This is a genomic window from Amycolatopsis sp. Poz14 (assembly GCF_006704225.1).
Taxonomy (GTDB): domain Bacteria; phylum Actinomycetota; class Actinomycetes; order Mycobacteriales; family Pseudonocardiaceae; genus Amycolatopsis; species Amycolatopsis nivea.
Genome location: NZ_JACLHD010000002.1, coordinates 90,425 through 111,770 on the forward strand (window position 1 = coordinate 90,425; position 21,346 = coordinate 111,770).

A 21,346-nucleotide genomic window follows, 5' to 3' on the forward strand; every position below is an offset into this window, starting at 1 on the left:
AGCGTGAAGGGCTCCTTGCGGAATTCCCGCAAGGAGCCCTTCACGGACCTTCGGAGCTAGATCCGGCCGCCGCTGGAGCTGTCGCCGCCGGAAAGCCGCTGTGCCAGGTAGACCGGCACCGTCGAGACGATGATCAGCACCGCCGCCACCACGTTGACCACCGGGGCCTGGTTCGGCCGGAACAGGTTGTTGTAGATCCAGATCGGCAGCGTTTCCATGCCGGTGCCGAGCGTAAAAGTCGTCACGATGATCTCGTCGAACGACAGCGCGAACGCGAGCAAACCGCCTGCCAGCAACGCGGATCGCAGCATCGGGAACGTCACCAGGCGGAACGTCGTCATGCCGTCCGCGCCGAGGTCCATGGACGCTTCTTCGAGATTCCCGCCCATCCGGCGCAACCGGGCGACGACGTTATTGAACACCACGACGATGCAGAACGTGGCGTGCGCGACGATCGCCGTCATCAGGCCGAGATCGAGCCCGAAGATCGTCCGGAACGCGTTGTTCAGCGCGATGCCGGTGACGATGCCGGGCAGCGCGATCGGCAGGATCACCAGCAGCGACAACGAGTTCCGGCCGAAGAACCGGTACTTCTGCAGCGCGAACGCGGCCATCGTGCCGAGCACCAAAGCGATCGCGGTCGCCGAGAGCCCGGCGATGACGCTGGTCCACAAGGCGTGCAGGGCGCCCTCGTTGGTGATCGCGCGGCCCCACCATTCCAGGGTGAAGCTCTTGGGCGGCCAGCCGAACGTGGTGTCGGCGTTCACCGAGTTCAGCAGGACCACCAGCAGCGGGAAATAGATCACCGCGAATCCGATGCCGAGCGCGGTCCACAACAGCACCCGGGCGGGTTTCGACATCCGCACGGCGGTCTCCTAGAGGTTGTCCAGCGCACCGGTGCGACGCACCGCGGCCAGGTAGACGAGCATGATGACGACCGGAACCGTCGCGACGGTCGCGGCGAACGGCAGGTTGTTGGCCGCGCCGATGTTGTCGTACACGACGTTGCCGAGCATCTGCGAGGTGCCGCCGACGATCTTCACCGCGATGTAGTCGCCGAGCGACAGCGAGAAGGTGAAGATCGAACCCGCGACGATCGCCGGGAACGTCAGCGGCAGGATCACCGAACGGAACGTGCGGAACGATTTCGCGCCGAGGTCGCCGGAAGCGTCCACCAGGGACGTCGGAAGCTTTTCCAGGCCCGCGTAGATCGGCAGGATCATGTACGGGAGCCAGAGGTAGGACAGCGTGATCACGGTCGCGGTGACGCCGTATCCCGGCCCGGACAGGCCGAGCGGGTCCAGCAGCCAGTTCAGCACCCCGTTGCCGGACAACAGGGTCCGCCACGCGTAGGCCTTCACCAGGTAGCTCGCCCACAGCGGCGTCATCACCATGATCACCAGCAGCCGCTGCGCCCGCGGCGACGCGAGTTTGGCCATGGCGAACGCCATCGGGAACGCGATCACCGCGTCGATCACCGTCACCAGCAACGCGATGCCGACAGTGCGGAACGTGATCGTGCGATAAACAGAATCACTGAAAAGAGTGACAAAGTTGTCGAAGGACCAGTCGGTGACCACCTTGCCGGTGAAGACGTCGGTGGACCAGAAGGCCGTGATGAAGAGGGCGGCGAGCGCGCCGAGGTAGGCCAGGCCGAGCCAGAGCATCGGCGCGGTGAGGAGAAGTCCGAGGCGCAGCTGGGGTTTGCGGTGGAAGAAAGCCGAGATGCGGTGACTCGGCGGGCTCACGGCGGTCATGTCTTAGCGCTTTCGGGTGCGGAAGGGAGAAAAGCCGGGGGCTGCGGGAACATTGGGGAGGGCCCGCAACCCCCGGCGGGCTCGCGGACGCCGGCGCGGTGGGTACCGGCGTCCGCGAGGGTCGGTCAACCCTTGATCTCGGTCCAGGCCCGGGTCCAGTCGCCGTAGTCCTTGCACTTGACGTCCGTGCGGCCGTCGAGGCACTGCGGGATCGGCGTGGTCCAGTACTGGATCTTGGCGGCGTACGCGGCGTCGTTGGCGTGGTAGGTGTCGCACAGCGACTTGTCCTTGAACTCCGCACAGGCCTTGGAGTTCGCCGGGGCCTCACCGAAGTACTCGGCGACCTGGGCGTTCACCTTCGGGCTCGTGATGTAGTCCATCCACTTGTACGCACACGTCTTGTGCTGCGACTTCGCGGACACCATCCAGGTGTCCGACCAGCCGGTCGCACCCTCGCTCGGCACCGTGGCCGCGATCGGCGCGCCCTCGCTCTTCGCGAGGTTCACCGTCACCTGCCAGGCCGTGCCGATCACGCCGTCGCCGCTCTTGAGCGACTGCGTTTCCTTGAGGTAGTCCGACCAGTACTCCTCGACCAGCGGGCGCTGCTTCTTGAGCAGGTCCGTGGCGGCCTTGAACTGCTTGTCGTCCAGGGCGTACGGGTTCTTGATGCCGAGGTCGGGCTGGTGCGCCATCAGGTACAGCGCGGCGTCGGCGATGTAGATCGGCGAGTCGTAGGCGATGACCTTGCCCTTGAACTGCGACTTCTCGTCGAACATCGGCGACCACGACTTCGGCTCCGGCTGCACCTTGTCGGTGCGGTAGGCCAGGACGTTCGCGCCCCAGCCGTGCGGGATGCCGTAGGCGACGTTGTTGACGCTGTTCCACGACTTGTTCTTGAGGAACGGGTAGATGTCGTTGTAGTTCGGCACGAGCGCGGTGTTGACCGGCTCGACGTCGCCCGAGGCGACCAGCCGCAGCGAGGCGTCGCCGGACGCGGAAACCACGTCGTACTGCCCGGTCTTCATCAGCGTCACGGCCTCGTCGGAGGTGCCGAACGGCTTGACGTTGACCTTGCACCCGGTCTGCTGCTCGAACGGCGTGACCCAGTTGACCTTCGGGTCGTTCGAGCCGTTTTCCGCATAACCGGGCCACGCCAGCACGTTCAGCTGGCCTTCCGGCTGGCCGAGTTGCGTCAGCGCGTTCAGCTTCGGCGGCGTGAAGCCCTGTGCGCCCGGCGCCGACCCCGCTTTGGAGTCGGAGCCCGAGGTGCCGCAGGCAGCGAGCAGGAGGCTCACGCCGCACAGCCCTGCGAGCAGCGTCTTCCTGTTCTTCATAGCGAGAGAAACCTTCCCGTGAGGAACTAGCCGGCTTCGGGGACCCGGAAACTGTGTTCGCGGCGCCAGCGCAGGCGAACGCGACCGTCGGCGAACTCGGTCGGCTCGCTGGTGTTCTGGCGGACAACGGACAATTGGCCCCCGGCATCGAGCGCGACAGCGTAGCGCACTGTCGACCCGGCATAAACGACATCCGTCACCGAACCGGTCGCGGAGGTCTCGCCGGGGCCCGCCGGAGACGCGAGATCGCCGTCGATGCGGATCTTCTCCGGCCGGATGCTGTACACGCCCGGCCTGCCGATCACCGCCTCCGCGCTGCGCCCGCTGAGCAGGTTCGACGTGCCCACAAACCCTGCCACGAAAGCGGTTGCCGGGCGTTCGTACACCTCGACCGGAGTACCGACCTGTTCGATGCGGCCCGCGTTGAACACGGCGATCCGGTCGCTCATCGTGAGCGCCTCGTCCTGATCGTGGGTGACGAAGACGAAGGTGATGCCGACCTCGCGCTGGATCTGCTTGAGCTCGACCTGCATGGTCTGGCGCAGCTTGAGGTCAAGTGCGCCAAGGGGTTCGTCCAAAAGCAACACTTTCGGGCGATTCACTAGAGCGCGCGCAAGTGCTACACGCTGCCGCTGTCCACCGGACATCTGCGACGGTTTGCGGTCGCCGTAGTCCTCCAGCCGCACCGTGCGCAGGGCTTCCTTCGCCCGGTCGCGGCGTTCGGCTTTCGCGACCCGCTTGACTTTCAGGCCGTACTCCACGTTCTGCTGCACCGTCATGTGCGGGAAGAGCGCGTAGTCCTGGAAAACCGTGTTCACGTCGCGGTCGAACGGAGCCAATTGGCTGACGTCCTTGCCTTCGAGTTCGATCGTGCCCGCGGTGGGCAGTTCGAACCCGGCGATCATCCGCAGCACGGTGGTCTTGCCGGAACCGGACGGGCCGAGCATCGAGAAGAACTCGCCGGGCGGGATGTCGAGGTCGACCCCGTCCACGGCGCGCACCTTGTCGAAGTGCTTTTCCAGTCCGGTGAGCCGGATCGCCGGCTGTCCGGTCTGCGGACGCCTTCCCGGCGGCCGGGTCTCGGCGGGGGCTTGATGGGGCATGACAGGCCTTCCGATGGATCTGGTCACGACGGCTACAGCGCACTCATCACGTGCTTGACGCGGGTGTAGTCCTCGAGGCCGTACAGCGAGAGGTCCTTGCCGTAGCCGGACCGCTTGAACCCGCCGTGCGGCATCTCGGCCACGAGCGGAATGTGCGTGTTGATCCACACGCAACCGAAGTCGAGTTTCGCCGAGAACTTCATGGCTCGCTGGTGGTCCTTGGTCCACACCGAGGAGGCGAGGCCGTAGGGAACCCCGTTGGCGTGCTTGAGCGCCTCGTCGTCCTCAGTGAACCGCTGGACCGTGATGACCGGGCCGAAGACCTCGTTCTGGATGATCTCGTCGTCCTGGCGGAGCCCGGAAACCACGGTGGCCTCGTAGAAGTAGCCCTCGTCGCCGGACCGTCGTCCTCCACAGTGGACAGTCGCGTGCTCCGGCAGCCGGTCGACGAAACCGGCGACCTTTTCCAGCTGCGCGGCGTTGTTGAGCGGACCGAACGCGACGTCCTCGCCCGTGCCGGTCTTGTTCGCCTCGGCCTGGCGGGCGAGCGCGTTGACGAACGTGTCGTGCACGTCGTCGTGCACCAGCACGCGAGTCGCGGCAGTGCAGTCCTGGCCCGCGTTGAAATACCCGGCCGCGGCAATGGCTTCGGCGGCGGCTTCGAGGTCGGCGTCCGGGAACACGATCACCGGGGCCTTGCCGCCCAGCTCGAGGTGCACGCGCTTGACGTCGTGCGCCGCCGAACCGGCGACCTCGATGCCCGCTCGCACCGAGCCGGTGATCGACACCATCGCCGGAATGTCGTGCTCCACCAACGCCCGTCCGGTGTCGCGGTCGCCGCAGATCACGTTGAACACGCCCGCGGGCAGGTGCTCGCCGCAGATCTCGGCGAGCAGCAGCGTCGAGGCAGGGGTGGTGTCGGACGGCTTGAGCACGATGGTGTTGCCCGCGGCGAGCGCGGGCGCGATCTTCCAGATCGCCATCATCAGCGGATAGTTCCAGGGCGTCACCTGCGCGCAGACGCCGACCGGCTCGCGGCGGATGAACGACGTGTGGCCTTCCATGTACTCGCCGGCCGAACGGCCTTCGAGCACGCGCGCGGCACCGGCGAAGAAGCGCACCTGGTCGATGACCGCGGGCAGCTCCTCCTCCATGGTCAGCGCGAACGGCTTGCCGGTGTCCTGCGCTTCGACCCGGATGATCTCCTCGCCGCGCGCCTCGAGCGCGGCGGCGATCTTCAGCAGTGCGAGCTGCCGCTGCGCCGGGGTGGTCTCGCGCCAGCTTTCGAACGCTTCCGCGGCGACCTTCAGCGCGCGGTCCACGTCCTCGGCGCCGGCCACCGGCGCGGTGCAGTACGCACGGTCGGTAACCGGGTCGACGATTTCCGCGACCTTTCCGGACAGCGAGTCGACGTAAGTCCCGCCGACATAGTGCTTCAACTCCTGCACGCGTGCGCCTCCTGACTCTCCGTGGCAGGATGAAACATATAACTCCATATTTCAAATGACAAGGCCCTGGGGCAGGATTGGCTCCAACGGATGCCGAGACGGGTGGACCAACGATGCGCAAGGAGATGTCGAACAGCGCACGACTGGCGATGTTCGCCCCGCTGGAACAGGTGGGGCGCGCGGAGGCGGTCGCGGCGCGGCTGTTCGACGCCATCACGCTCGGTCTCCTCGACGACGCCGAGCAGTTGCCGAGCGAGGCCGAACTCGCCGCGCAGTTCCGCGTCTCCACGGTCACCGTGCGCGAGGCGCTCGCGGTGCTGCGGCAGCAGGGTCTCGTCGAAACGCGGCGCGGACGCGGCGGCGGCAGCTTCGTGCGCACCCCGGACTGGCCCGCGCAGAGTTCGTGGGCCGAACGCCTGCGATTGGTCTCAATGGCTGAACTTCGCGACTTCGGCGACCACTACCTCGCCGTCGCGGGCTCGGCGGCGAAACTCGCCGCGGAACGCAGCACTCCCGAAGATCTCGAACGGCTGCGGCTCACCGCGGAAGACCTCCTCGGCGCGAGCGGTCCCGACGCGACCCGCGCGGAACGGCACTTCCACCTCGAAGTCGCCGCCGCCGCACAGTCCCCTCGGCTCACCAACCAGGAAGTTCAGCTGCAGAGCGAACACGGCGTATTGCTCTGGGCGCCCCTCGGCGACAAGGAAACCTGCCGCGGGTCTTACGCTGAGCACCAGGCGATCGTCTCGGCGATCGCCTCGGCCGACGGCGATCGGGCGCGCGCCTTGACCGAAGAGCACCTTCTCGGCGCGCTTGATCGGCTCGCAGATCTGCACCTGACCCTCGAAACGCCGTAAGCTCCGATGACCCGCATCACGAGGTGAGCATCGTGCCCGACACCCGCACGCTGACCGGCGAAGAGGTAGTGACCCAGGTTTCCTCCCTCGTCGAGGAGATTTTCGCGCGCCTGAAACCGGTTCTGGCCGCCGCCGAGACGCTGCTCGCCGAATCCGGCGAGCTGTCCGCCGATGCGCTGCACACGATCCGGCCGCAGGTCATCGAGGCGCTCGGCGGCCTCGTGGTCGGCGCGGGCTTCGTGAGCGCGCCGAATGTCCTTGCCGATCAAGAACTCGGCTTCGAATGGTGGACCTCCTGCCGTGCCGACGACGGGGCTCCGGAACAGCTGTTCATCAGCCTCGACCCGGAGAGCCCCAATTTTCTCGACTACACGCGGCAATCCTGGTTCACCGTCCCGCGCGACAGCGGGCGGCGGCATGTCAATGGGCCGTACGTGGACTATCTCTGCACCGACGAGTACACGCTCACCTTCACCATTCCCGTCACGCGCGGTGAGGAATTCGCCGGAGTCGTTGGTGCGGACGTGTATGTGCGCGAGTTCGAGCGCACGGTGAGTCGCCGGCTGCGCGCGCTCGGCCGGACCGCCGCGTTGCTCAACGCGCAGGGGCGAGTGATCGTGTCGAACAGCGTGCGGAAGGCGACCGGGTCGCTGGTGCGCGAGATCGACGTGCCTGCCTGGTGGGCATCCGGCGCGGAACCGTATACCGCGCCGGGCGGGATGACGTTGCGGCGGTGCGGGGATTCCCCGATCACGCTGCTGGTCACGACCTGATCTGCAGCGCGAACCACAGTTCCGCGCGGACGCCCGGCGCGTCGAGGTCCCGGCCCAGCAACTCGGCGGCTTTGGTGACCCGGTTGCGCAAGGTGTGCCGGTGCACGCCGAGCTTCGTCGCGGCGAGGTCCCAGTGGCCGTGGTGTTCGAGCCAGCAGCGCAGCGACAGTTCCAGGTCGCCGCGGCCGGTCCGGTCGAACTCCCGTACCGGCGCGAGCAGCTGGTCGGAAAACGCTTGCGCGGCTTGCTGATCGATCAAGCTGAGCAACCCGGCCCCGGCGTGATCGGCGTAGCGCAGCAGCGGCACACGCTGGGTCTGAGCTGCCTCGGCCGCTTCTTCCGCCTGCCTCAACGCGGTTGGAAAATCTCCTGTGGACAGTCCACTGTGGAATTCTCCGGTCTCCCCGACGATCGCGGTCACCTCGTCGTTCTCGGCCAGCACGATCAGCTTGTCTCCGCGATGCGCGGCGAACACCTGCCCGGCAAGGGTTTCCAGCCGCTCGTACAGGGTGTTCCGGGCCGCCTTGCTCCCCTTTACCGCCAGCACCGTCCACGGCTCTGCTGGGAGATCCGGTACGACCTCGCGGGCGAGCTCGTCGTGTCCGGCGGCGAGTAGCTCCAGCACGCCGGTGTGCAGCTGGGACAGCGAGAGCCGCTGTGCGCGATCCTGTTCCAAGGCAAGGGAAAGTAGCGAGACAGCTGTGTTGACAATGTGCTGTCCGGTGCTGTCCAACGGTTCCGCAGTACCGACCGCCAGCGCACCCCGCGTATGCAGAGTCTGGATGACGACCTCGTCGTCGCCATGAGACACCACGCGCGTGCCCGCGCGAAGACTGGTGACGTCCAGTTCGACGCCGCGCGCTTTGGCCGACGACGCCTCGCGCACGCGTCCGGCGGAGTCGTACAGCACGACCCAGCCGTCGATGAGTCGCGCGAGCCGACGCACCACTCCCCCGGCACCGCTGCGCCCGACCGCGGTACGGGTCAGTTCCTGCTGGGCGCGGCCGATCCGCACTGTCGCGGCGTACTCGTCAGCCGCGACCGACCGGGAGACCGCGCGCGTGATCGCGATGAACGGTGTCTTCCGCGGTACCTCCAGCACCGGCAACCCGACTTCGTCGGCGATGGCCACCAACGCGTCCGGTACCTTCGCGTGGCTCAGCCCGACGCCGAAGCCGAGCCCGGCGACGTCCGCGTCGACCAGCCGCCGGATGTAGGGCGCGTACGTCGCGCTGTAGAGCGTCAGACCGGTCGTGAGCAGCAGTTCGCCGCCTTCGAGGAAGACCTGGGGGTCGGTCAGCTCGGTGGGGTGCACCCAGCCGATCGGGCGGTCCAGCCCCGCCTCGCCCGCGACCACGCGCAGGCCGAGCGCGGGTTCGGCGGCCAGTGCCCGCAGGGTGAGTGCCATAACGGCCAATTGTAGACGTCAAGTTGGACAGAACGGCCAGCTGACGGCGGGCGGCGCAGGCCCCATCCTGAGGGCGACCCACCCGAAGCTCGTGAACGCCGGTCCTCACCGGCACGCACGACCGCGACGTAGGAGCGCCGTGACCACCAGCACCGCCGCCGAGCCGCAGGCTCCGGCACCCCGGCAGCGCAGGCTGCAGACCGAGATCCCCGGGCCCGTCTCCCGCGCGCTGCAGGAGCGCCGCGCGAACGCGGTCGCCGCCGGGGTCGCGTCGACGCTGCCCGCCTACATCACCTCCGCCAGCGGCGGCCTGCTCACCGACGCCGACGGCAACGTGCTGATCGACTTCGGTTCCGGGATCGCGGTGACGAGCGTCGGGCATTCCGCGCCCGAGGTGGTCGACCGGGTGCGCGAGCAGGCGGCGCTGTTCACCCACACCTGCTTCATGGTGACCCCGTACGAGGGTTACGTGGAGGTGTGCGAGGCGCTGGCCGAGCTGACGCCGGGCGACCACGCGAAGAAGTCGGTGCTGTTCAACTCCGGCGCGGAAGCGGTCGAGAACGCGGTGAAGATCGCCCGCACCGCCACCGGTCGCCAGGCCGTCGTGGTGTTCGACCACGCCTACCACGGCCGCACCAACCTGACCATGGGCATGACCGCGAAATCGGTGCCCTACAAGCACGGTTTCGGGCCGTTCGCGCCCGAGGTGTACCGCGTGCCGGGCTCGTACCCGTACCGCGACGGGCTCGCCGGCCCGGAGGCCGCGCGGCAGGCGATCGACCGGATCGAGAAGCAGATCGGCGGCGACCAGGTCGCGGCCGTCGTGCTCGAACCGATCCAGGGCGAGGGCGGGTTCATCGAGCCGGCACCCGGTTTCCTGCCCGCGATTTCGTCGTGGTGCAAGGCGAACGGCGTCGTGTTCGTCGCCGACGAGGTGCAGACCGGTTTCTGCCGCACCGGCAACTGGTTCGCCTCGGAGCACGAGGACGTCGTCCCGGACCTGGTCTGCACGGCCAAGGGCATCGCGGGCGGCCTGCCGCTCGCCGCGGTGACCGGGCGCGCGGACCTGCTCGACGCGGTCGGCCCGGGCGGGCTCGGCGGCACCTACGGCGGCAACCCGATCGCGTGCGCCGCGGCGCTGGGAGCGATCGAGACCATGCGGGGCGAAGGCCTGACGGGTTCCGCGAAGCGCATCGAGGAACTGGTGCTGCCGCGGCTTCGGGCGCTGGCGGAGGAAACCGGCGTGATCGGCGACGTGCGCGGGCGTGGCGCGATGCTGGCGGCCGAGTTCGTCAAGCCGGGCACGAACGAGCCCGACGCTGACCTCACCAAGCGCATCGCCGCCGCCTGCCACGCACAAGGCGTCGTGGTGCTGACCTGCGGCACGTACGGCAACGTCGTCCGGCTGCTTCCCCCGCTGTCCCTGTCCAACGAGTTGCTCGACGAAGGCCTCGCCGTTCTCGAGTACGCGATCGCCACGGAGGCCCGCAAGTGACTTTTCCGTTCTGGGTGGCCGGAAAGCCGGTAACCAGCAGCGAAACGACCGTCGTCCGGCATTCGTTCGACGGCTCCGAAGCCGGTTCGCACTACCTGCCCGAGCCGTCCGAAGTGGAGACCGCGGTGCAGGCCGCGGCGGACGTCGCCGACGAGTACGCGACGCTGCCCGCGCACGTCCGCGCGGGCGCGCTCGACCACATCTCGCGGCGGCTTTCCGAGCGGACGGAGGAGATCGCGCAGCTGATCACCGCCGAATCGGGCAAGCCGCTGAAGTGGTCGCGCGGCGAGGTCGGCCGTGCGGTGTCGACGTTCCGCTGGGCGTCCGAGGAGGCCCGCCGGTTCTCCGGCGACCTGCAGCGCCTCGACACCGACCCGGGCGGCACCGGACGGCTCGCGCTCGTCCGGCGCGTGCCGCGCGGTCCGGTGCTGGGCATCACGCCGTTCAACTTCCCGCTGAACCTGGTGGCACACAAGGTCGCCCCGGCGATCGCGGTCGGCGCGCCGATCGTGCTCAAGCCGGCCCCGGCGACGCCGCTGACCGCGCTCCTGCTCGGCGAAATCCTTGCCGAGACCGCTCTTCCGGCGGGCAGCTGGTCGATCCTGCCGCTGGGCAACGAGGCGACCGCCGAACTGGTCAAGGACCCGCGGCTGCCGGTCGTGTCGTTCACCGGTTCGGTGCCGGTCGGCTGGGCGATCCGCGACAGCGTGCCGCGCAAGCACGTCGCACTGGAGCTCGGCGGCAACGGCGCGGTGCTCGTCTGTCCGGATTGGACTGACCTGGACTTCGCCGCGCAGCGGATCGCGACGTTCGCCATGTACCAGGCGGGACAGTCGTGCATTTCGGTGCAGCGCGTGTACGCGCACGCCGACGTTTACGACGAGTTGCAGAAGAAGGTGCTGGAGCAGGTCGCTGCGCTGCGCACCGGAAACCCGCGCGAGGACGGCGTCGACGTGGGCCCGCTGGTCAACGAAGCCGCCGCGTCGCGAGTCGAAACCTGGGTCACCGACGCGGTTGTCGCAGGCGCCAAGCTGCTGACCGGCGGCGGCCGTTCGGGCGCGACGGTGGAGCCGACTGTGCTCTCCGAGGTTCCCGAGGACGTTTCGGTGATGGCGGACGAGGTGTTCGGCCCGGTGGTCTCGCTGGTCCGGGTGTCCTCTGTGGACGACGGCGTCGAGCGGATCAACGCGTCCCGCTTCGGTTTGCAGACCGGCGTGTTCACCCGCGACCTGCCGACCGCGTTCGACGTGTCGGCGCGGCTCAAGGTCGGCGGCGTGCTGGTCGGCGACGTGCCGAGCTTCCGCGCCGACCAGATGCCTTACGGCGGCGTGAAGGACTCCGGTGTCGGCCGGGAAGGCCCGGCGGCGGCGATGGCGGACTTCACCGAGGAGCGCGTGACTGTCCTTACCGGACTGACTCTCTGAGCGCCGCGTAGGCGTCCACGAGAGACGGTCCGTACCACGTGAGGTAGCGCCCGGAGATCAGTACCGGGCGCATCTCCGGGAAGAAGCCGGGGCCGTCGTCCTGGGTGAATTCGTACGGCTCGTCGGGCAGTACGACCAGGTCGGCCCCGGTCTTCTGGAGCTCTTCCAGCGCGGGCCGGGGATAGCGCTCGGAGTGTCCTGAGTAGACATTCTCGACCCCGACCCGGCGCAACATGTCTCCGGCGAAGGTGTCGCGGCCCAGCACGATCCACGGCTTGCGCCACACCGGGATCACCGCGCGGTGGCGCACCGGTGCCACTTCGCGCCACAGCTCGTCCGCGGTGTCGAGCCATTCCGGTTCGTCGATGCCGTACACCTGGCCGAAAATCCGCCGCAGCGATCCCAGCGCGGCGGGTACGGATTCCGCCGCGGCCATCACGAACACCGGGATCCCGTTGGCACGCAGGGTTTCCACGTCCTCCGGCCGGTTCTCCTCGGAGTTCGCCAGCACCAGATCCGGTTCGAGCGCCAGCACCCGGTCGAGTTTCGGGTACTTCGACCCGCCGACCCGTTCCACGTCCAGCTCCGCCGGATGCGTGCAGTAGTCCGTCGCCCCGACCAGCCGCCCCGGCGCACTCACCTCGACCGCCTCGGTCAGCGACGGCACCAGCGACACCACGCGCCGCGGCGAGCCCTCGATCGGCACCGGCTCGCCCAGATCATCGACCAGTTCCGCGTTCCTCATACCCGTTCGAACGACACCTTCCGCTGCTCGACGTCCACTTCGGTCAGCCGCACCGCGATCCGCTCGCCCTCCGGGAACTTCTCGCCGGAGCACTTCGCCATCACCGGCGGGTTCTCGACCAGGATCTCCGCGCGCGTCTCGTCCGCGCGCAGCACCACCGCGGTGAACTCGTGACCGACATGCTCTGCGAGTACCCACGCTTCGACCTGATCTATGCACGCGCGCTCAACCCGTGCGGCCAGACTGTCCGAAGCGGACATGTACGCAGGCACCTCGGACAACGCCTCGCGCACCCAGTCCGGCACCTCGCGTCCGGCCGTCACCGCCAGGCACACCTCGGTCCCGAAGCGGTCGACCAGCCGTCGAATCGGTGCCGTGACGTGCGCGTATGCCCCGCCGATCCCCGCGTGCGTCGTAACCGCGGGCAATTCCCCGGCGAAGGCCGTGTACCCCGCGCCGCGCAACAGCCGCGTGGTGTCCGCGTACAAGGCCATCGACGCGGGCTGCCCAGGGTCCAATGTGGACAGGAACTCGGACACCGTCAGCTCGACCGGCCAAGCCAGCCCGACCGCCGTCGCCGACCGGCGCAGCCATTCCACCGCGTCCGGCTCCGGGGACGGCAGCGTCCGCAGCACCCCGATCCCGGCGTCGATCATGATCCGCGCCGCGGCCATCCCGGTCAGCAAAGAGATTTCGGCATTCCACGCGTCGACGACCGTCCGCGGGCGGCGCGCGAGAATCCAGCCGCCGTCGACGTCGCCGCTGATTTCCTGCTCCGGCAGCTGCAACTCGACCGCCCCGCGCCGCACCGCGAGACTCCGCCGCAACCGGCCGAGTTCCGGCAGTGCCGCCACCGAGGGATGCGGCCGTCCCGCGTCCAGCGAGGCTTGCACGCCTTCGTAGTCCAACTGCTCGGTCGACCGCACCAGCGCCCGCCGAACCCGGGTGGCGACGATTTCCCCGGCCTCGTCGACGTCGATCGTCCACAGCACCGCCGGCCGCACCTCGCCCGGCAGCAGGCTGGCCGCGCCCTCGGACAGCACCGGCGGGTGCAGCGGGACGTTGCCGTCCGGGAGATACAGTGTCTGACCGCGCCGCCGCGCCTCGTGATCGAGCGCCCCGCCCGGCGGGACGAACGCCGCCAGGTCCGCGATCGCGTACTGCACCCGGAAGCCGCTGCCGCGCCGCTCGATCACCATCGCCTGGTCGAGGTCCTTGGACCCGGGCGGATCGATCGTGACGAACGGCAGGTCGGTGGCGTCCTCGCGGCCGCCCGCGGACGCGAGCGGATCGAGCACCGCCGTTTCGGCCTCCGCGAGCACCGCGGGCCCGAATGACTCCGGCAGCGCGAACTCCGTCCGGAGACGACCGAAGTCCCCTCCCGACGCTGGTGTCCTCAGCACGAGTGGCGGCACGGTCCAACACTATCCCGCCGAACCGCCGGTGATCGCCCGTTCGGGCGCGGGCCGGTCGGGTGTAGCCTGCCTGGCATTGATAATCGTCTTCATTTTCAGAAGGGGCCGGATCGGTGAAGATCGCGTTCGTCGGCAAGGGCGGCAGCGGGAAAACCACGCTCTCGTCGCTGTTCGTCTCTTATGTGGCCGCTGCGGGCAAACCGGTGCTGGCGATCGACGCCGACATCAACCAGCACCTGGCGGTCGCCCTCGGCGCGACCGAGGAACAGGCGCTGGCGTGGCCGACGCTCGGCGACAACATGCCGCTGATCAAGGAGTACCTGCGCGGCGACAACCCGCGGATCCCGTCGGCCGACGCGATGATCAAAACCACCCCGCCCGGCCGCGGCTCGCGACTCGTGCGGCCGTTCGAGGACAACCCGATCTTCGACGCCTGCTTCCGCCCGCTCGGCGGCGTCCGGCTGGGCGTCACCGGCCAGTTCGACGAGGACGACCTCGGCGTGGCCTGCTACCACTCGAAGGTCGGCGCGGCCGAACTGCTGCTGAACCACCTGGTCGACGGCACGGACGAGTACGTCGTGATGGACATGACCGCCGGTGCCGACGCGTTCGCCTCGGGTCTGTTCACGCGCTTCGACGTGACGTTCCTGGTGTGCGAACCGACCCTGCGCAGCGTCGGCGTTTACCGTCAATACGCGGATCACGCACGGGACTTCGGGGTTCACCTGGTCGCGATCGGGAACAAGGTCACCGACGGCGACGACGTCGACTTCCTGACCGAGCAGCTGGGTTCGGCACTGCTGGGCTGGATGACGACGTCCGGCCACGTCCGGGCCGCCGAACGCGGCACGACCCGGCCGATCGGCGAACTGGAACCGCGCAACCTGGCGACGCTGGCCGCGATGCAGGACCTCGTGGACACGACGCCGCGCGACTGGGCCCGGTACCAGCGCCAAGGCGTGGAGTTCCACCTGCGGAACGCACGGGCCTGGGGGAACGGACGCGCGGGAACGGATCTGACGGAGCAGGTGGATCCGGAATTCGTACTGGATCCGGCCTTGGTGATGGGGTAACCGCACACCTCGCCGAATCCGCCACCGGGGCCGGAGCCGCGCCGCCATAATGCCGCGCATGGACTGGAAACCCTGGCTGTCCCGGTGGAGCGCGGAGTGGATCCAGAGCTCCGAGCCCGCCGATCTCGACCCGCAGGTGCTGCGCGATCGATGGCTCGGCTTCGCCCCGGCGAGCGAGGAGGCGGTCGCGGCGGCAGAGGCACGATTGGGTCTGCCGCTGCCGCCGTCCTACCGGGATTTCCTGCTGACGACAGACGGCTGGCGCGACGCCGGATCGTTCGTCTGGCGCATGCGGGACACCGCCACGCTCGGCTGGCTGCGGGACATCGAGCCGTACTGGGAGGGCTGGGAAGAACTCTCCGAGGAGGAACCGGCCGAGAGCAACAAGTTCAGCCGGGGACTGCTGATCTCGCTCGAGGCCGACGCCGGGATCCTGTTCCTCGATCCCGGGGACGTCGACGAGTCCGGCGAGTGGGCGGCGTACAGCTTGTTCTCCTGGATGGCTGAACCGCCCACCCGGTTCGCGTCGTTCACCGCGTTGATGGAGAGCCTGTACGCCGAGTTCCACCAGATGCGCCGTCCGGAAGGCGAAACTCGCGACTCGTGGGACGCCAAGGTCGAACAGGCCAGGCTCGACGCGCTCGCCGGCGATGCCGACGCTGCCTCGGCGGTTCTCGCTCAGGCCGAGGAATTCGGCCGCGACCGGGCCACGATCCTGCTCGTCCAGTTAGACCTGCTGCTCGGCCGGGAGTACCAGGCCAGCCAGTCGTTCAGCAGGCTGCTGCATCAGGCGCCAGAAGGCTTTTTCGCCGATCCGCTGTTCACCGAGGAATTCCTGCCGTGGCTGTTCGCCGAGCACGCTCGGACCGCGACGAACTACCGCCACTCGGTGCTGCAGACGGCGATGATCGGCGAACGCCCGGAGATCCAGCTCGCCATCGGCGAGGGCCAAGCCCGGCTTCGGCGGGACGGCCCGAACTTCGGCGAGCCAGCGTTCGATCAGCTGGTCAGGAAGGCCCTGGACGACCACACAGGCGACGCGGACGCGTTGTGGCGGGCCGTGCGGGCGGCGATGGAGCACTGGCGGCCGCGGAACGCCGACCACATCGCCCCGGTCGCGCTGCTCGCCGACCCGATGCTCGCCGCGACGCTCACCCCCGAGCGTGGCCGCGCCCTGCTGGCCCGACCCCGAGGTGACCGATGAGACCCGTCCCGACCCGGGAAGACGTCACCATGGAACACATCCTGCGAGCCTGCGGCAGCCCGCACGACTTCCCCGACTTCGCCCTGGAAGCGACCGAAACCCAGACCGACGCGTCCGGCCGGACCATCTGCATCAGGCGGGACGCCTGCCGAACCTGCGGGACCGTGTCGGTAAGCCAATGGCAAGGCCCCTTGCCCGAAGGCCCCGGCCAGATCGCGGTCGTCAGCAGATACGAACGGCCGGAGCCAGGAGACGTCCCCGGCCTCGCCGAGCGCACCCGGCAGGTGACCGACGCCCAGTTCATTGAATTCCTTGCCTCGAACGGCTTCCCCGACGGCATCCCCGAGGACTTCGCCCCGTACCGGCCCGCGACCACGCACCTCGATTTTCTCCTGCGCGTCCGGGCAGGGCAGTTCATGCTGCTAGACCGAGGCCGTTCACTCGGCGACATCCTGCCGGTACCCCCGTCCGCCGAATCCGCAAACCTGATCGACGCGGTCCCCGGCGCGGCGCTCTTCTGGCCCCCGATCCACGACGGCGAACTTCCGTTGACGGTGGTGCTCTGCCCCGCGGATCCGGGCCCCGACCGGTCCTATGCCCGGATCGCGGAGCTGAGCTGCCGTTTTCATTCCGGCCACGTCGTCCTGCGCGAACTGGCCGGACAGGAACGGGAGCTGCCACTGCTGCCCGCCGGACACGGCGACTACCGGCTCCGCTTCCACACCTCGGATTCCGGCTGCCTGCTGCAGTTGTGGGGGCAGCCGCGTACTAAACCGCTCTACCCTGCCTGACCGCCCAGTCAGTCACGGTCGGCGGCGTCGGCTTGCCGGGTGCGTTAGCCGCATCCGCACTGCGGCCTCCGGCTGCCTGCTGCAACTGTGGGGACAAGCGCTCTACCCCAACTGACCGCCCGGTCAGCCGCCACCCAGGCACGGTCGGCGTCGGCTTGCCGGGTGCATTAGCCGCTTCCACACCGCGGACTCCGACTGCCTGCCGCCCCTATGGCGGCAGCCACGCACCAAACCGCTTTACCCCGCCTGACCAGCCCAGTCAGTCGCCGTCCCAAGAACGGTCCGCCGCGTCGGCTTGCCGGGTGCGTTCACGGGCGATGTCGAGCGCGCGGCGGGCCGTGGCCTCGTCCGGGTACGGGCCGAGGAGGTCGACTCCGCGGCTGCGTTCCAGGTGCTCGACTTCGTGGGTGCGGGTGTTGTAGTACCAGCCCTGGTCCGGGTTCGGGTCGTCAGACATGGGTTCAGCCTGACACCTGCCCGCTCACTTGCGCCAGCGGAACGGAACCTCCGTGGGCTGCCCGGTGGGCCCGAAGTCGGCCGGACCGTCGTCCTCGTGGTCGGGATGCTCGTCGAACCACCCGCGAGGATCCCCGACCGGAATGCCGCGAGGCGGGGTCGCCGCGTCGTCCGCCGGGGAGGAAGCACCGTAATCCGGAACCGGCGGTACGGCCGATTCCTTGCCCGGAAACACCGGCAGCTCATCCCGATACGGCCGCACCGGCGGCGGCGTGGAGGTGCCGGTCTCCTGCCCAGGGAAGACAGGCAAGGGCCGCCCGTCCGGCCCGGTCTCAACCGCGCGACGGCGACCGCTGGGCTGCGGAAGCTGGAACGGAGCACCCGAGGCGGGAGGTGCTTGCGGCTGGGCCGGAGGATTCGCAGGTGGTTGCGGTGCGGAAGGGGCGGGCGGATTTGCCGACTCCGCGGGTGCAGGAGGAGCAGTCGGGGGCTGTTGCGGTGCAGGAGGCGCGGACGGGTTCGCCGACTCAACGCCGAGCGCGGGAGGAGCAGGCTGGTGCGGTGCAGCAGACGCGGGCGAGTTCGCCGACTCCGCGCCGGGTGCGGCGGGAGCAGGCTGGTGCTGCACCGGTTGCGCCGCAGCAGGAGCGGGCGAGCTTGCCGATTCGGAGCCGGGTGTGGCAGGAGCCGTCGGCTGCTGCGGTGCAGTAGGCGCGGGCGGGGTCGCCGACTCAGCGCTGGATGGAGCAGGAGCCGGATCGCTCGCGGGCGGAGTCGGTTGCGAGGCACCAGGCGCGGGCGGAGTCGCTGCCTCCGCGCTGGGCGAGACAGGAGCTGTCGGCGGCTGCTGCGGCACCGGTTGCGGCGCAGCAGAGGCGGGCGAGTTCGCCGACTCAGCGCCGGGTGCGGCAGGAGCCGTCGGCGGCTGCTGCGGTGCAGTAGACGCGGGCGGGGTCGCCGACTCAGCACTGGGTGAAGCAGGAGCCGGATCACTCGCGGACGGTGCCGGTTGCGACGCACCAGGCGCAGGCGGATTCGCCGACTCAGCGTTGGGCGCGGGAGGAGCAGGCTGCATCGGAGCGCTCGCGGGAGGAACCGGTTGCGCAGCACTAGCCGCGGGCGGGTTCACCGACTCCGTGTTAGGTGTGGCCGTAGGCGGCTGCTGCGGAGCCGGTTGCGACCCACCGGACGTGGGCGGAGTAACCGGCTGTTGCGCAGCTGGCGGAGCCGGGGGTTGTGGCGCTGGCATCGACGGGTTCGCGGGTGCGGGGGGCGAACTCGGGCCGTACTGCTGCACCCCGGGCTGCGGAACCCGACTTTGCTGTTCCGCCGGGTTCTGTCCATGCCACCCGGGAGCGGCCTCATGCCGACCGTGTGGCGGAACCACCGGATTCCCCTGTTGCGGCAACGGTTCCGCCGGGCGGGCAGGCTGACGCGGCTCGTGCACGTACGGCTTCGGCTGCCACGCCTGCCTCGCCTGCAACTGAGGATTGACCGCAGGCTGCGCGGGTGGCGGCATCGAGGACGGGACGCTGGTGTCGGGCGGTGGCGCGGCAGGCGGAGCCTCGACAGCCGGGCTGGGCTGAGGTGTCTCGTCCGCAGCAACCGTCTCCGGACCAGCAGCTTCCGAGGCCTGCTCAGCGGGCGAAACCGCCTGTTCCGCCGCGGAAGGAGCCGGAGCCGAACCCCCATGAGCGTCTGAAGGGCGTACAGCCGCCACCGGAGCGGACTTCGTCGGCAATTCATCCCCCACCGGCCCCTGAGGCGCCGAAGATCGCCAAACCGGCGCCGGTCCGATGTTCATCGGTACCGCCGCGGCCAGCGGGCCTACCGGGGGCGCCTCGCCTGAAGGCACCGGGCCAGCGGCAGCCGGGCGCGGGATCGGGTCCAGGCAGGACACCAGCACCGTCGTCCGGTCGGGGTCCTGGACCTTCCGGCCGCTCCGTTCCCGGTAGACCATCTCGCCCTCGGCGTCCATCTCCACCAGGTAACCCGCCTCCGCGAGCTGCTCCTCGTCGAGATCCACCAAGCGCTCGTAGCGGGACGGGACCACCCGGTACACCGGCCACGACAACCGTGCGTGTTCGGCGTGGAACTGGGCCAGCAAAGCCGCCATCTGCTGTTGCCACGGGAGCGACATGCCCTCGGCCAGGGAACGCGGCAGGACGACGTACCCGCCGTCGACGCCGGGCATTCCCTGGTTCAGCAGGTCCGCCAACGGGGTGCTGGACGCGGGGTGCGCGGACTGGCGCGGCGGCTGCGGTGCGCCGAACAGCGCCGCCGGGTCCTGGGGCTCGCTTTGGCCGGTCTTGCCTCGCTTGCCGAATTTCCGTGCCACGTGTGCCATCCTCTGCCAGCGCGCGGCCACGTGCTCGTGGACAGGCCGCGACTTCGGGGTGAATCCGGACCCGCGGTACTGGGCAACCCGCGGGTCAAGAGCCGGTGCCTCCCGCACCCATGCTAGACGCCGGGGCGCACCGCCTGCGGCACGACTTCGTGCTCGTCGAACGAGAACGGGCGCACGTGCACCGGCACGCCGGTCTGCTGGGCCTCGACGATCTTGCCGTCTCCCAGGTACATCGCGACGTGGTGGATGGTCGTCGGGTCGGCCGGGTCGGTGGCGAGGAAAATCAGGTCACCGGGCTGCGCGTCGCGCACCGGCAGCATCGCGCCCGCCTTGTACTGGTCCTTCGACACGCGCGGCAGGATCACGCCCGCCGACTCGTAGGCGCGCAGCATCAGGCCGGAACAGTCATAGGAATCCGGGCCGGTCGCGCCCCAGATGTAAGGCTTGCCCTGCTCGCCGAGCGCGAACTTGATCGCCTGCGCCGCGGCCTGGCTCGGCGGCAGCGCGGCTCCCATGCCCTGCCCGCAGCCGACCACGTCGGCGATCTGGCCCATGTTCTGCACCAGCGCGGCCGCCATGGCCTCCCAGCGGTGGTACCGGTCCGGGAAGCCGGACCGCTCGACCCGTTGCGCGGCGTCGCCGGGGCGCAGGTTCTCCCAGTCCGGGACGCCGAGCAGGACGTCGAAGAATTTGTTGATCGCGTAGTTCGGGTCGGTGACCTGGGCCGCGCTGCCCCAGTTCATCGACGGGCGCATCTGGAAGATGCCGAGCGAATCGCGGTCGCCGTAGTTCACGTTGTGCAGCCGCGATTCGGTCATCCCGGCCTGGATCGCGACCTGCCACGCCCGCGGCGCGAGGCTGCGCTGCTTGCCGATCGAGATGATCAGCGAAACCGTGTTGCGCGACTCCTGGTCGAGTTCCGCGGCGTCCGCCCCGCCCTGCTCCGGCTGGCCGGGCTGGGTGGGGCCGATCGCGGCGTCGCACGAGGTCAGCGCGACCCCGCCGGCCGCAGCCTGCTGCTGGTCGGTCACCGCCTTCTGCACGACGTTGGTGGTGAGCACCGTGGCGAAAACGGCGGCGATCACCACCGAGACGAGAATGGCCAGCTTCACGGTCAGCTCGCCTGGTCATAGTCCGACACTCGCCATCCCGCCGCGGTTTTGACCACGGTGATGCTGAGTTTCGGACCGTCGGTGGGGACCACGACCTTGACCGAACTGGAGTAGGACTGCGCGACCGTCGGATCGCCGGTGACCTTGGTCGCCGGGATGTTCGCGGGGTCCACAGTGGACATAATCGGGAGGTACTCGTCGGTGGTGAGCGCGCGCATCCCGTTGAGCCAGTCGGCGTTCGAGATGCCCGCCGGATGGTGCACCCACGCCGTCGCCCACTGCTTAGCGACGGTCAGCGCCTGCGGGTTCGGCGCCGCCGACGACGGGGTGACCAGCGGCTGCGACAACCGGGTCGGCAGGGTCTCCGTGCTCGGCACCGGGGCCGCGACGCCGGTGTGCGGCCCGGCCGACGAGTTAGGCGGAGCCGTTCCCGGATGCGCGGACGCCGGTTTGCCCAGGAGCTTGGGCAGGCCGACGCCCAGCGCGGTGATCAGCACGGCGAGGAACACCAGCGTGCCCACGAGATGCCGGGGCGAGCGGAGCGGGAACCCCCACAGGCGGCGGTAGACCGCGGTCCGGCCGCGGTTGGTGCGGATCGGCATCG

19 protein-coding genes are annotated in these 21,346 nt (G+C 69.3%); 7 read left to right on the plus strand and 12 right to left on the minus strand.

The features are described 5' to 3' along the window. Positions 1-56 precede the first annotated feature (56 nt). From FKO37_RS44120 to FKO37_RS44140, 5 genes are all read right to left on the minus strand, one after another. A complete protein-coding gene (locus tag FKO37_RS44120) occupies positions 57-860 on the minus strand; it encodes an ABC transporter permease (RefSeq protein ID WP_240016164.1) in 804 nt (267 codons plus the stop codon). Positions 861-875: 15 nt separating this feature from the next. Next, positions 876-1,757 carry an ABC transporter permease gene (locus FKO37_RS44125; RefSeq protein WP_037815731.1) on the minus strand — a complete coding sequence of 294 codons (882 nt, stop codon included), beginning with the start codon at positions 1,755-1,757 and terminating at the stop codon, positions 876-878. Positions 1,758-1,882: 125 nt separating this feature from the next. Further along, complete coding sequence (locus FKO37_RS44130) at positions 1,883-3,091, minus strand: ABC transporter substrate-binding protein (RefSeq protein WP_037815733.1); 1,209 nt, start codon at positions 3,089-3,091, stop codon at positions 1,883-1,885. A gap of 26 nt (positions 3,092-3,117) precedes the next feature. Next, positions 3,118-4,194, minus strand: coding sequence for an ABC transporter ATP-binding protein (locus tag FKO37_RS44135; RefSeq protein WP_037815734.1), 1,077 nt, complete (start codon positions 4,192-4,194; stop codon positions 3,118-3,120). Between the two features lie 32 nt (positions 4,195-4,226). Continuing rightward, positions 4,227-5,642 (minus strand): gamma-aminobutyraldehyde dehydrogenase, encoded by a 1,416-nt coding sequence (locus FKO37_RS44140; protein ID WP_238608468.1) that lies wholly within the window; start codon positions 5,640-5,642, stop codon positions 4,227-4,229. 113 nt (positions 5,643-5,755) lie between these two features. Here FKO37_RS44140 and FKO37_RS44145 point away from each other — a divergent pair, with 113 nt between their 5' ends. Together FKO37_RS44145 and FKO37_RS44150 are read left to right on the plus strand one after the other, a co-directional pair. After that, the gene (locus FKO37_RS44145) at positions 5,756-6,499 is read left to right on the plus strand and encodes a FadR/GntR family transcriptional regulator (RefSeq protein WP_037815737.1); all 744 of its coding nucleotides are present in this window, start codon (positions 5,756-5,758) and stop codon (positions 6,497-6,499) included. 32 nt (positions 6,500-6,531) lie between these two features. Continuing rightward, positions 6,532-7,272 carry a cache domain-containing protein gene (locus FKO37_RS44150; RefSeq protein ID WP_037816366.1) on the plus strand — a complete coding sequence of 247 codons (741 nt, stop codon included), beginning with the start codon at positions 6,532-6,534 and terminating at the stop codon, positions 7,270-7,272. Here FKO37_RS44150 and FKO37_RS44155 read toward each other — a convergent pair. Next, positions 7,262-8,680 carry a PucR family transcriptional regulator gene (locus tag FKO37_RS44155; protein WP_238608469.1) on the minus strand — a complete coding sequence of 473 codons (1,419 nt, stop codon included), beginning with the start codon at positions 8,678-8,680 and terminating at the stop codon, positions 7,262-7,264. The genes FKO37_RS44150 and FKO37_RS44155 overlap by 11 nt on opposite strands. 139 nt (positions 8,681-8,819) lie before the next feature. Here FKO37_RS44155 and gabT point away from each other — a divergent pair, with 139 nt between their 5' ends. Continuing rightward, positions 8,820-10,175 carry a 4-aminobutyrate--2-oxoglutarate transaminase gene (gene gabT, locus FKO37_RS44160; RefSeq protein WP_043834904.1) on the plus strand — a complete coding sequence of 452 codons (1,356 nt, stop codon included), beginning with the start codon at positions 8,820-8,822 and terminating at the stop codon, positions 10,173-10,175. Then, positions 10,172-11,599 carry an aldehyde dehydrogenase family protein gene (locus tag FKO37_RS44165; RefSeq protein WP_238608470.1) on the plus strand — a complete coding sequence of 476 codons (1,428 nt, stop codon included), beginning with the start codon at positions 10,172-10,174 and terminating at the stop codon, positions 11,597-11,599. Before gabT ends, FKO37_RS44165 begins: the two co-directional genes overlap by 4 nt. Here the strand turns inward: FKO37_RS44165 and FKO37_RS44170 are convergent. Continuing rightward, entirely contained in the window at positions 11,580-12,344 is a 765-nt protein-coding gene (locus tag FKO37_RS44170) for a helical backbone metal receptor (RefSeq protein ID WP_037815744.1), read from the minus strand. The genes FKO37_RS44165 and FKO37_RS44170 overlap by 20 nt on opposite strands. Continuing rightward, a complete protein-coding gene (locus tag FKO37_RS44175; RefSeq protein WP_199817810.1) occupies positions 12,341-13,759 on the minus strand; it encodes an RNB domain-containing ribonuclease in 1,419 nt (472 codons plus the stop codon). The genes FKO37_RS44170 and FKO37_RS44175 overlap by 4 nt, the downstream gene beginning before the upstream one ends. Positions 13,760-13,872: 113 nt before the next feature. Between FKO37_RS44175 and FKO37_RS44180 the strand changes: the two genes are divergently transcribed. From FKO37_RS44180 to FKO37_RS44190, 3 genes are read left to right on the plus strand one after another with little or no spacing between them, the layout of a single operon-like run. Next, entirely contained in the window at positions 13,873-14,832 is a 960-nt protein-coding gene (locus tag FKO37_RS44180) for an AAA family ATPase (RefSeq protein WP_134733918.1), read from the plus strand. A 58-nt stretch (positions 14,833-14,890) separates the two neighbouring features. Next, positions 14,891-16,036, plus strand: coding sequence for an SMI1/KNR4 family protein (locus tag FKO37_RS44185; protein WP_238608471.1), 1,146 nt, complete (start codon positions 14,891-14,893; stop codon positions 16,034-16,036). Next, entirely contained in the window at positions 16,033-16,827 is a 795-nt protein-coding gene (locus FKO37_RS44190; RefSeq protein ID WP_238608472.1) for a hypothetical protein, read from the plus strand. Before FKO37_RS44185 ends, FKO37_RS44190 begins: the two co-directional genes overlap by 4 nt. Before the next feature lie 259 nt (positions 16,828-17,086). On the opposite strand, the gene FKO37_RS44195 is transcribed toward FKO37_RS44190, so the two are convergent. The 4 genes from FKO37_RS44195 to FKO37_RS44210 all read right to left on the minus strand — a co-directional run bounded on the left by FKO37_RS44195 (position 17,087) and on the right by FKO37_RS44210 (position 21,344). After that, positions 17,087-17,284 carry a hypothetical protein gene (locus FKO37_RS44195; RefSeq protein WP_037815747.1) on the minus strand — a complete coding sequence of 66 codons (198 nt, stop codon included), beginning with the start codon at positions 17,282-17,284 and terminating at the stop codon, positions 17,087-17,089. Between the two features lie 24 nt (positions 17,285-17,308). Further along, complete coding sequence (locus FKO37_RS44200) at positions 17,309-17,593, minus strand: hypothetical protein (protein ID WP_167754405.1); 285 nt, start codon at positions 17,591-17,593, stop codon at positions 17,309-17,311. Positions 17,594-19,743: 2,150 nt separating this feature from the next. After that, entirely contained in the window at positions 19,744-20,742 is a 999-nt protein-coding gene (locus FKO37_RS44205; RefSeq protein WP_037815749.1) for a C40 family peptidase, read from the minus strand. Between the two features lie 2 nt (positions 20,743-20,744). Continuing rightward, complete coding sequence (locus FKO37_RS44210) at positions 20,745-21,344, minus strand: hypothetical protein (RefSeq protein ID WP_037815751.1); 600 nt, start codon at positions 21,342-21,344, stop codon at positions 20,745-20,747. Between the last annotated feature and the right edge of the window lie 2 nt (positions 21,345-21,346).

Bases quoted from the DNA above. Each gene is read 5' to 3' on its own strand.
- FKO37_RS44120 (WP_240016164.1), bottom strand. From the start codon at position 860: ATGTCGAAACCCGCCCGGGTGCTGTTGTGGACCGCGCTCGGCATCGGA.
- FKO37_RS44125 (WP_037815731.1), bottom strand. From the start codon at position 1,757: ATGACCGCCGTGAGCCCGCCGAGTCACCGCATCTCGGCTTTCTTCCAC.
- FKO37_RS44130 (WP_037815733.1), bottom strand. From the start codon at position 3,091: ATGAAGAACAGGAAGACGCTGCTCGCAGGGCTGTGCGGCGTGAGCCTC.
- FKO37_RS44135 (WP_037815734.1), bottom strand. From the start codon at position 4,194: ATGCCCCATCAAGCCCCCGCCGAGACCCGGCCGCCGGGAAGGCGTCCG.
- FKO37_RS44145 (WP_037815737.1), top strand. From the start codon at position 5,756: ATGCGCAAGGAGATGTCGAACAGCGCACGACTGGCGATGTTCGCCCCG.
- FKO37_RS44155 (WP_238608469.1), bottom strand. From the start codon at position 8,680: ATGGCACTCACCCTGCGGGCACTGGCCGCCGAACCCGCGCTCGGCCTG.
- FKO37_RS44170 (WP_037815744.1), bottom strand. From the start codon at position 12,344: ATGAGGAACGCGGAACTGGTCGATGATCTGGGCGAGCCGGTGCCGATC.
- FKO37_RS44185 (WP_238608471.1), top strand. From the start codon at position 14,891: ATGGACTGGAAACCCTGGCTGTCCCGGTGGAGCGCGGAGTGGATCCAG.
- FKO37_RS44190 (WP_238608472.1), top strand. From the start codon at position 16,033: ATGAGACCCGTCCCGACCCGGGAAGACGTCACCATGGAACACATCCTG.
- FKO37_RS44195 (WP_037815747.1), bottom strand. From the start codon at position 17,284: ATGTCTGACGACCCGAACCCGGACCAGGGCTGGTACTACAACACCCGC.
- FKO37_RS44210 (WP_037815751.1), bottom strand. From the start codon at position 21,344: ATGCCGATCCGCACCAACCGCGGCCGGACCGCGGTCTACCGCCGCCTG.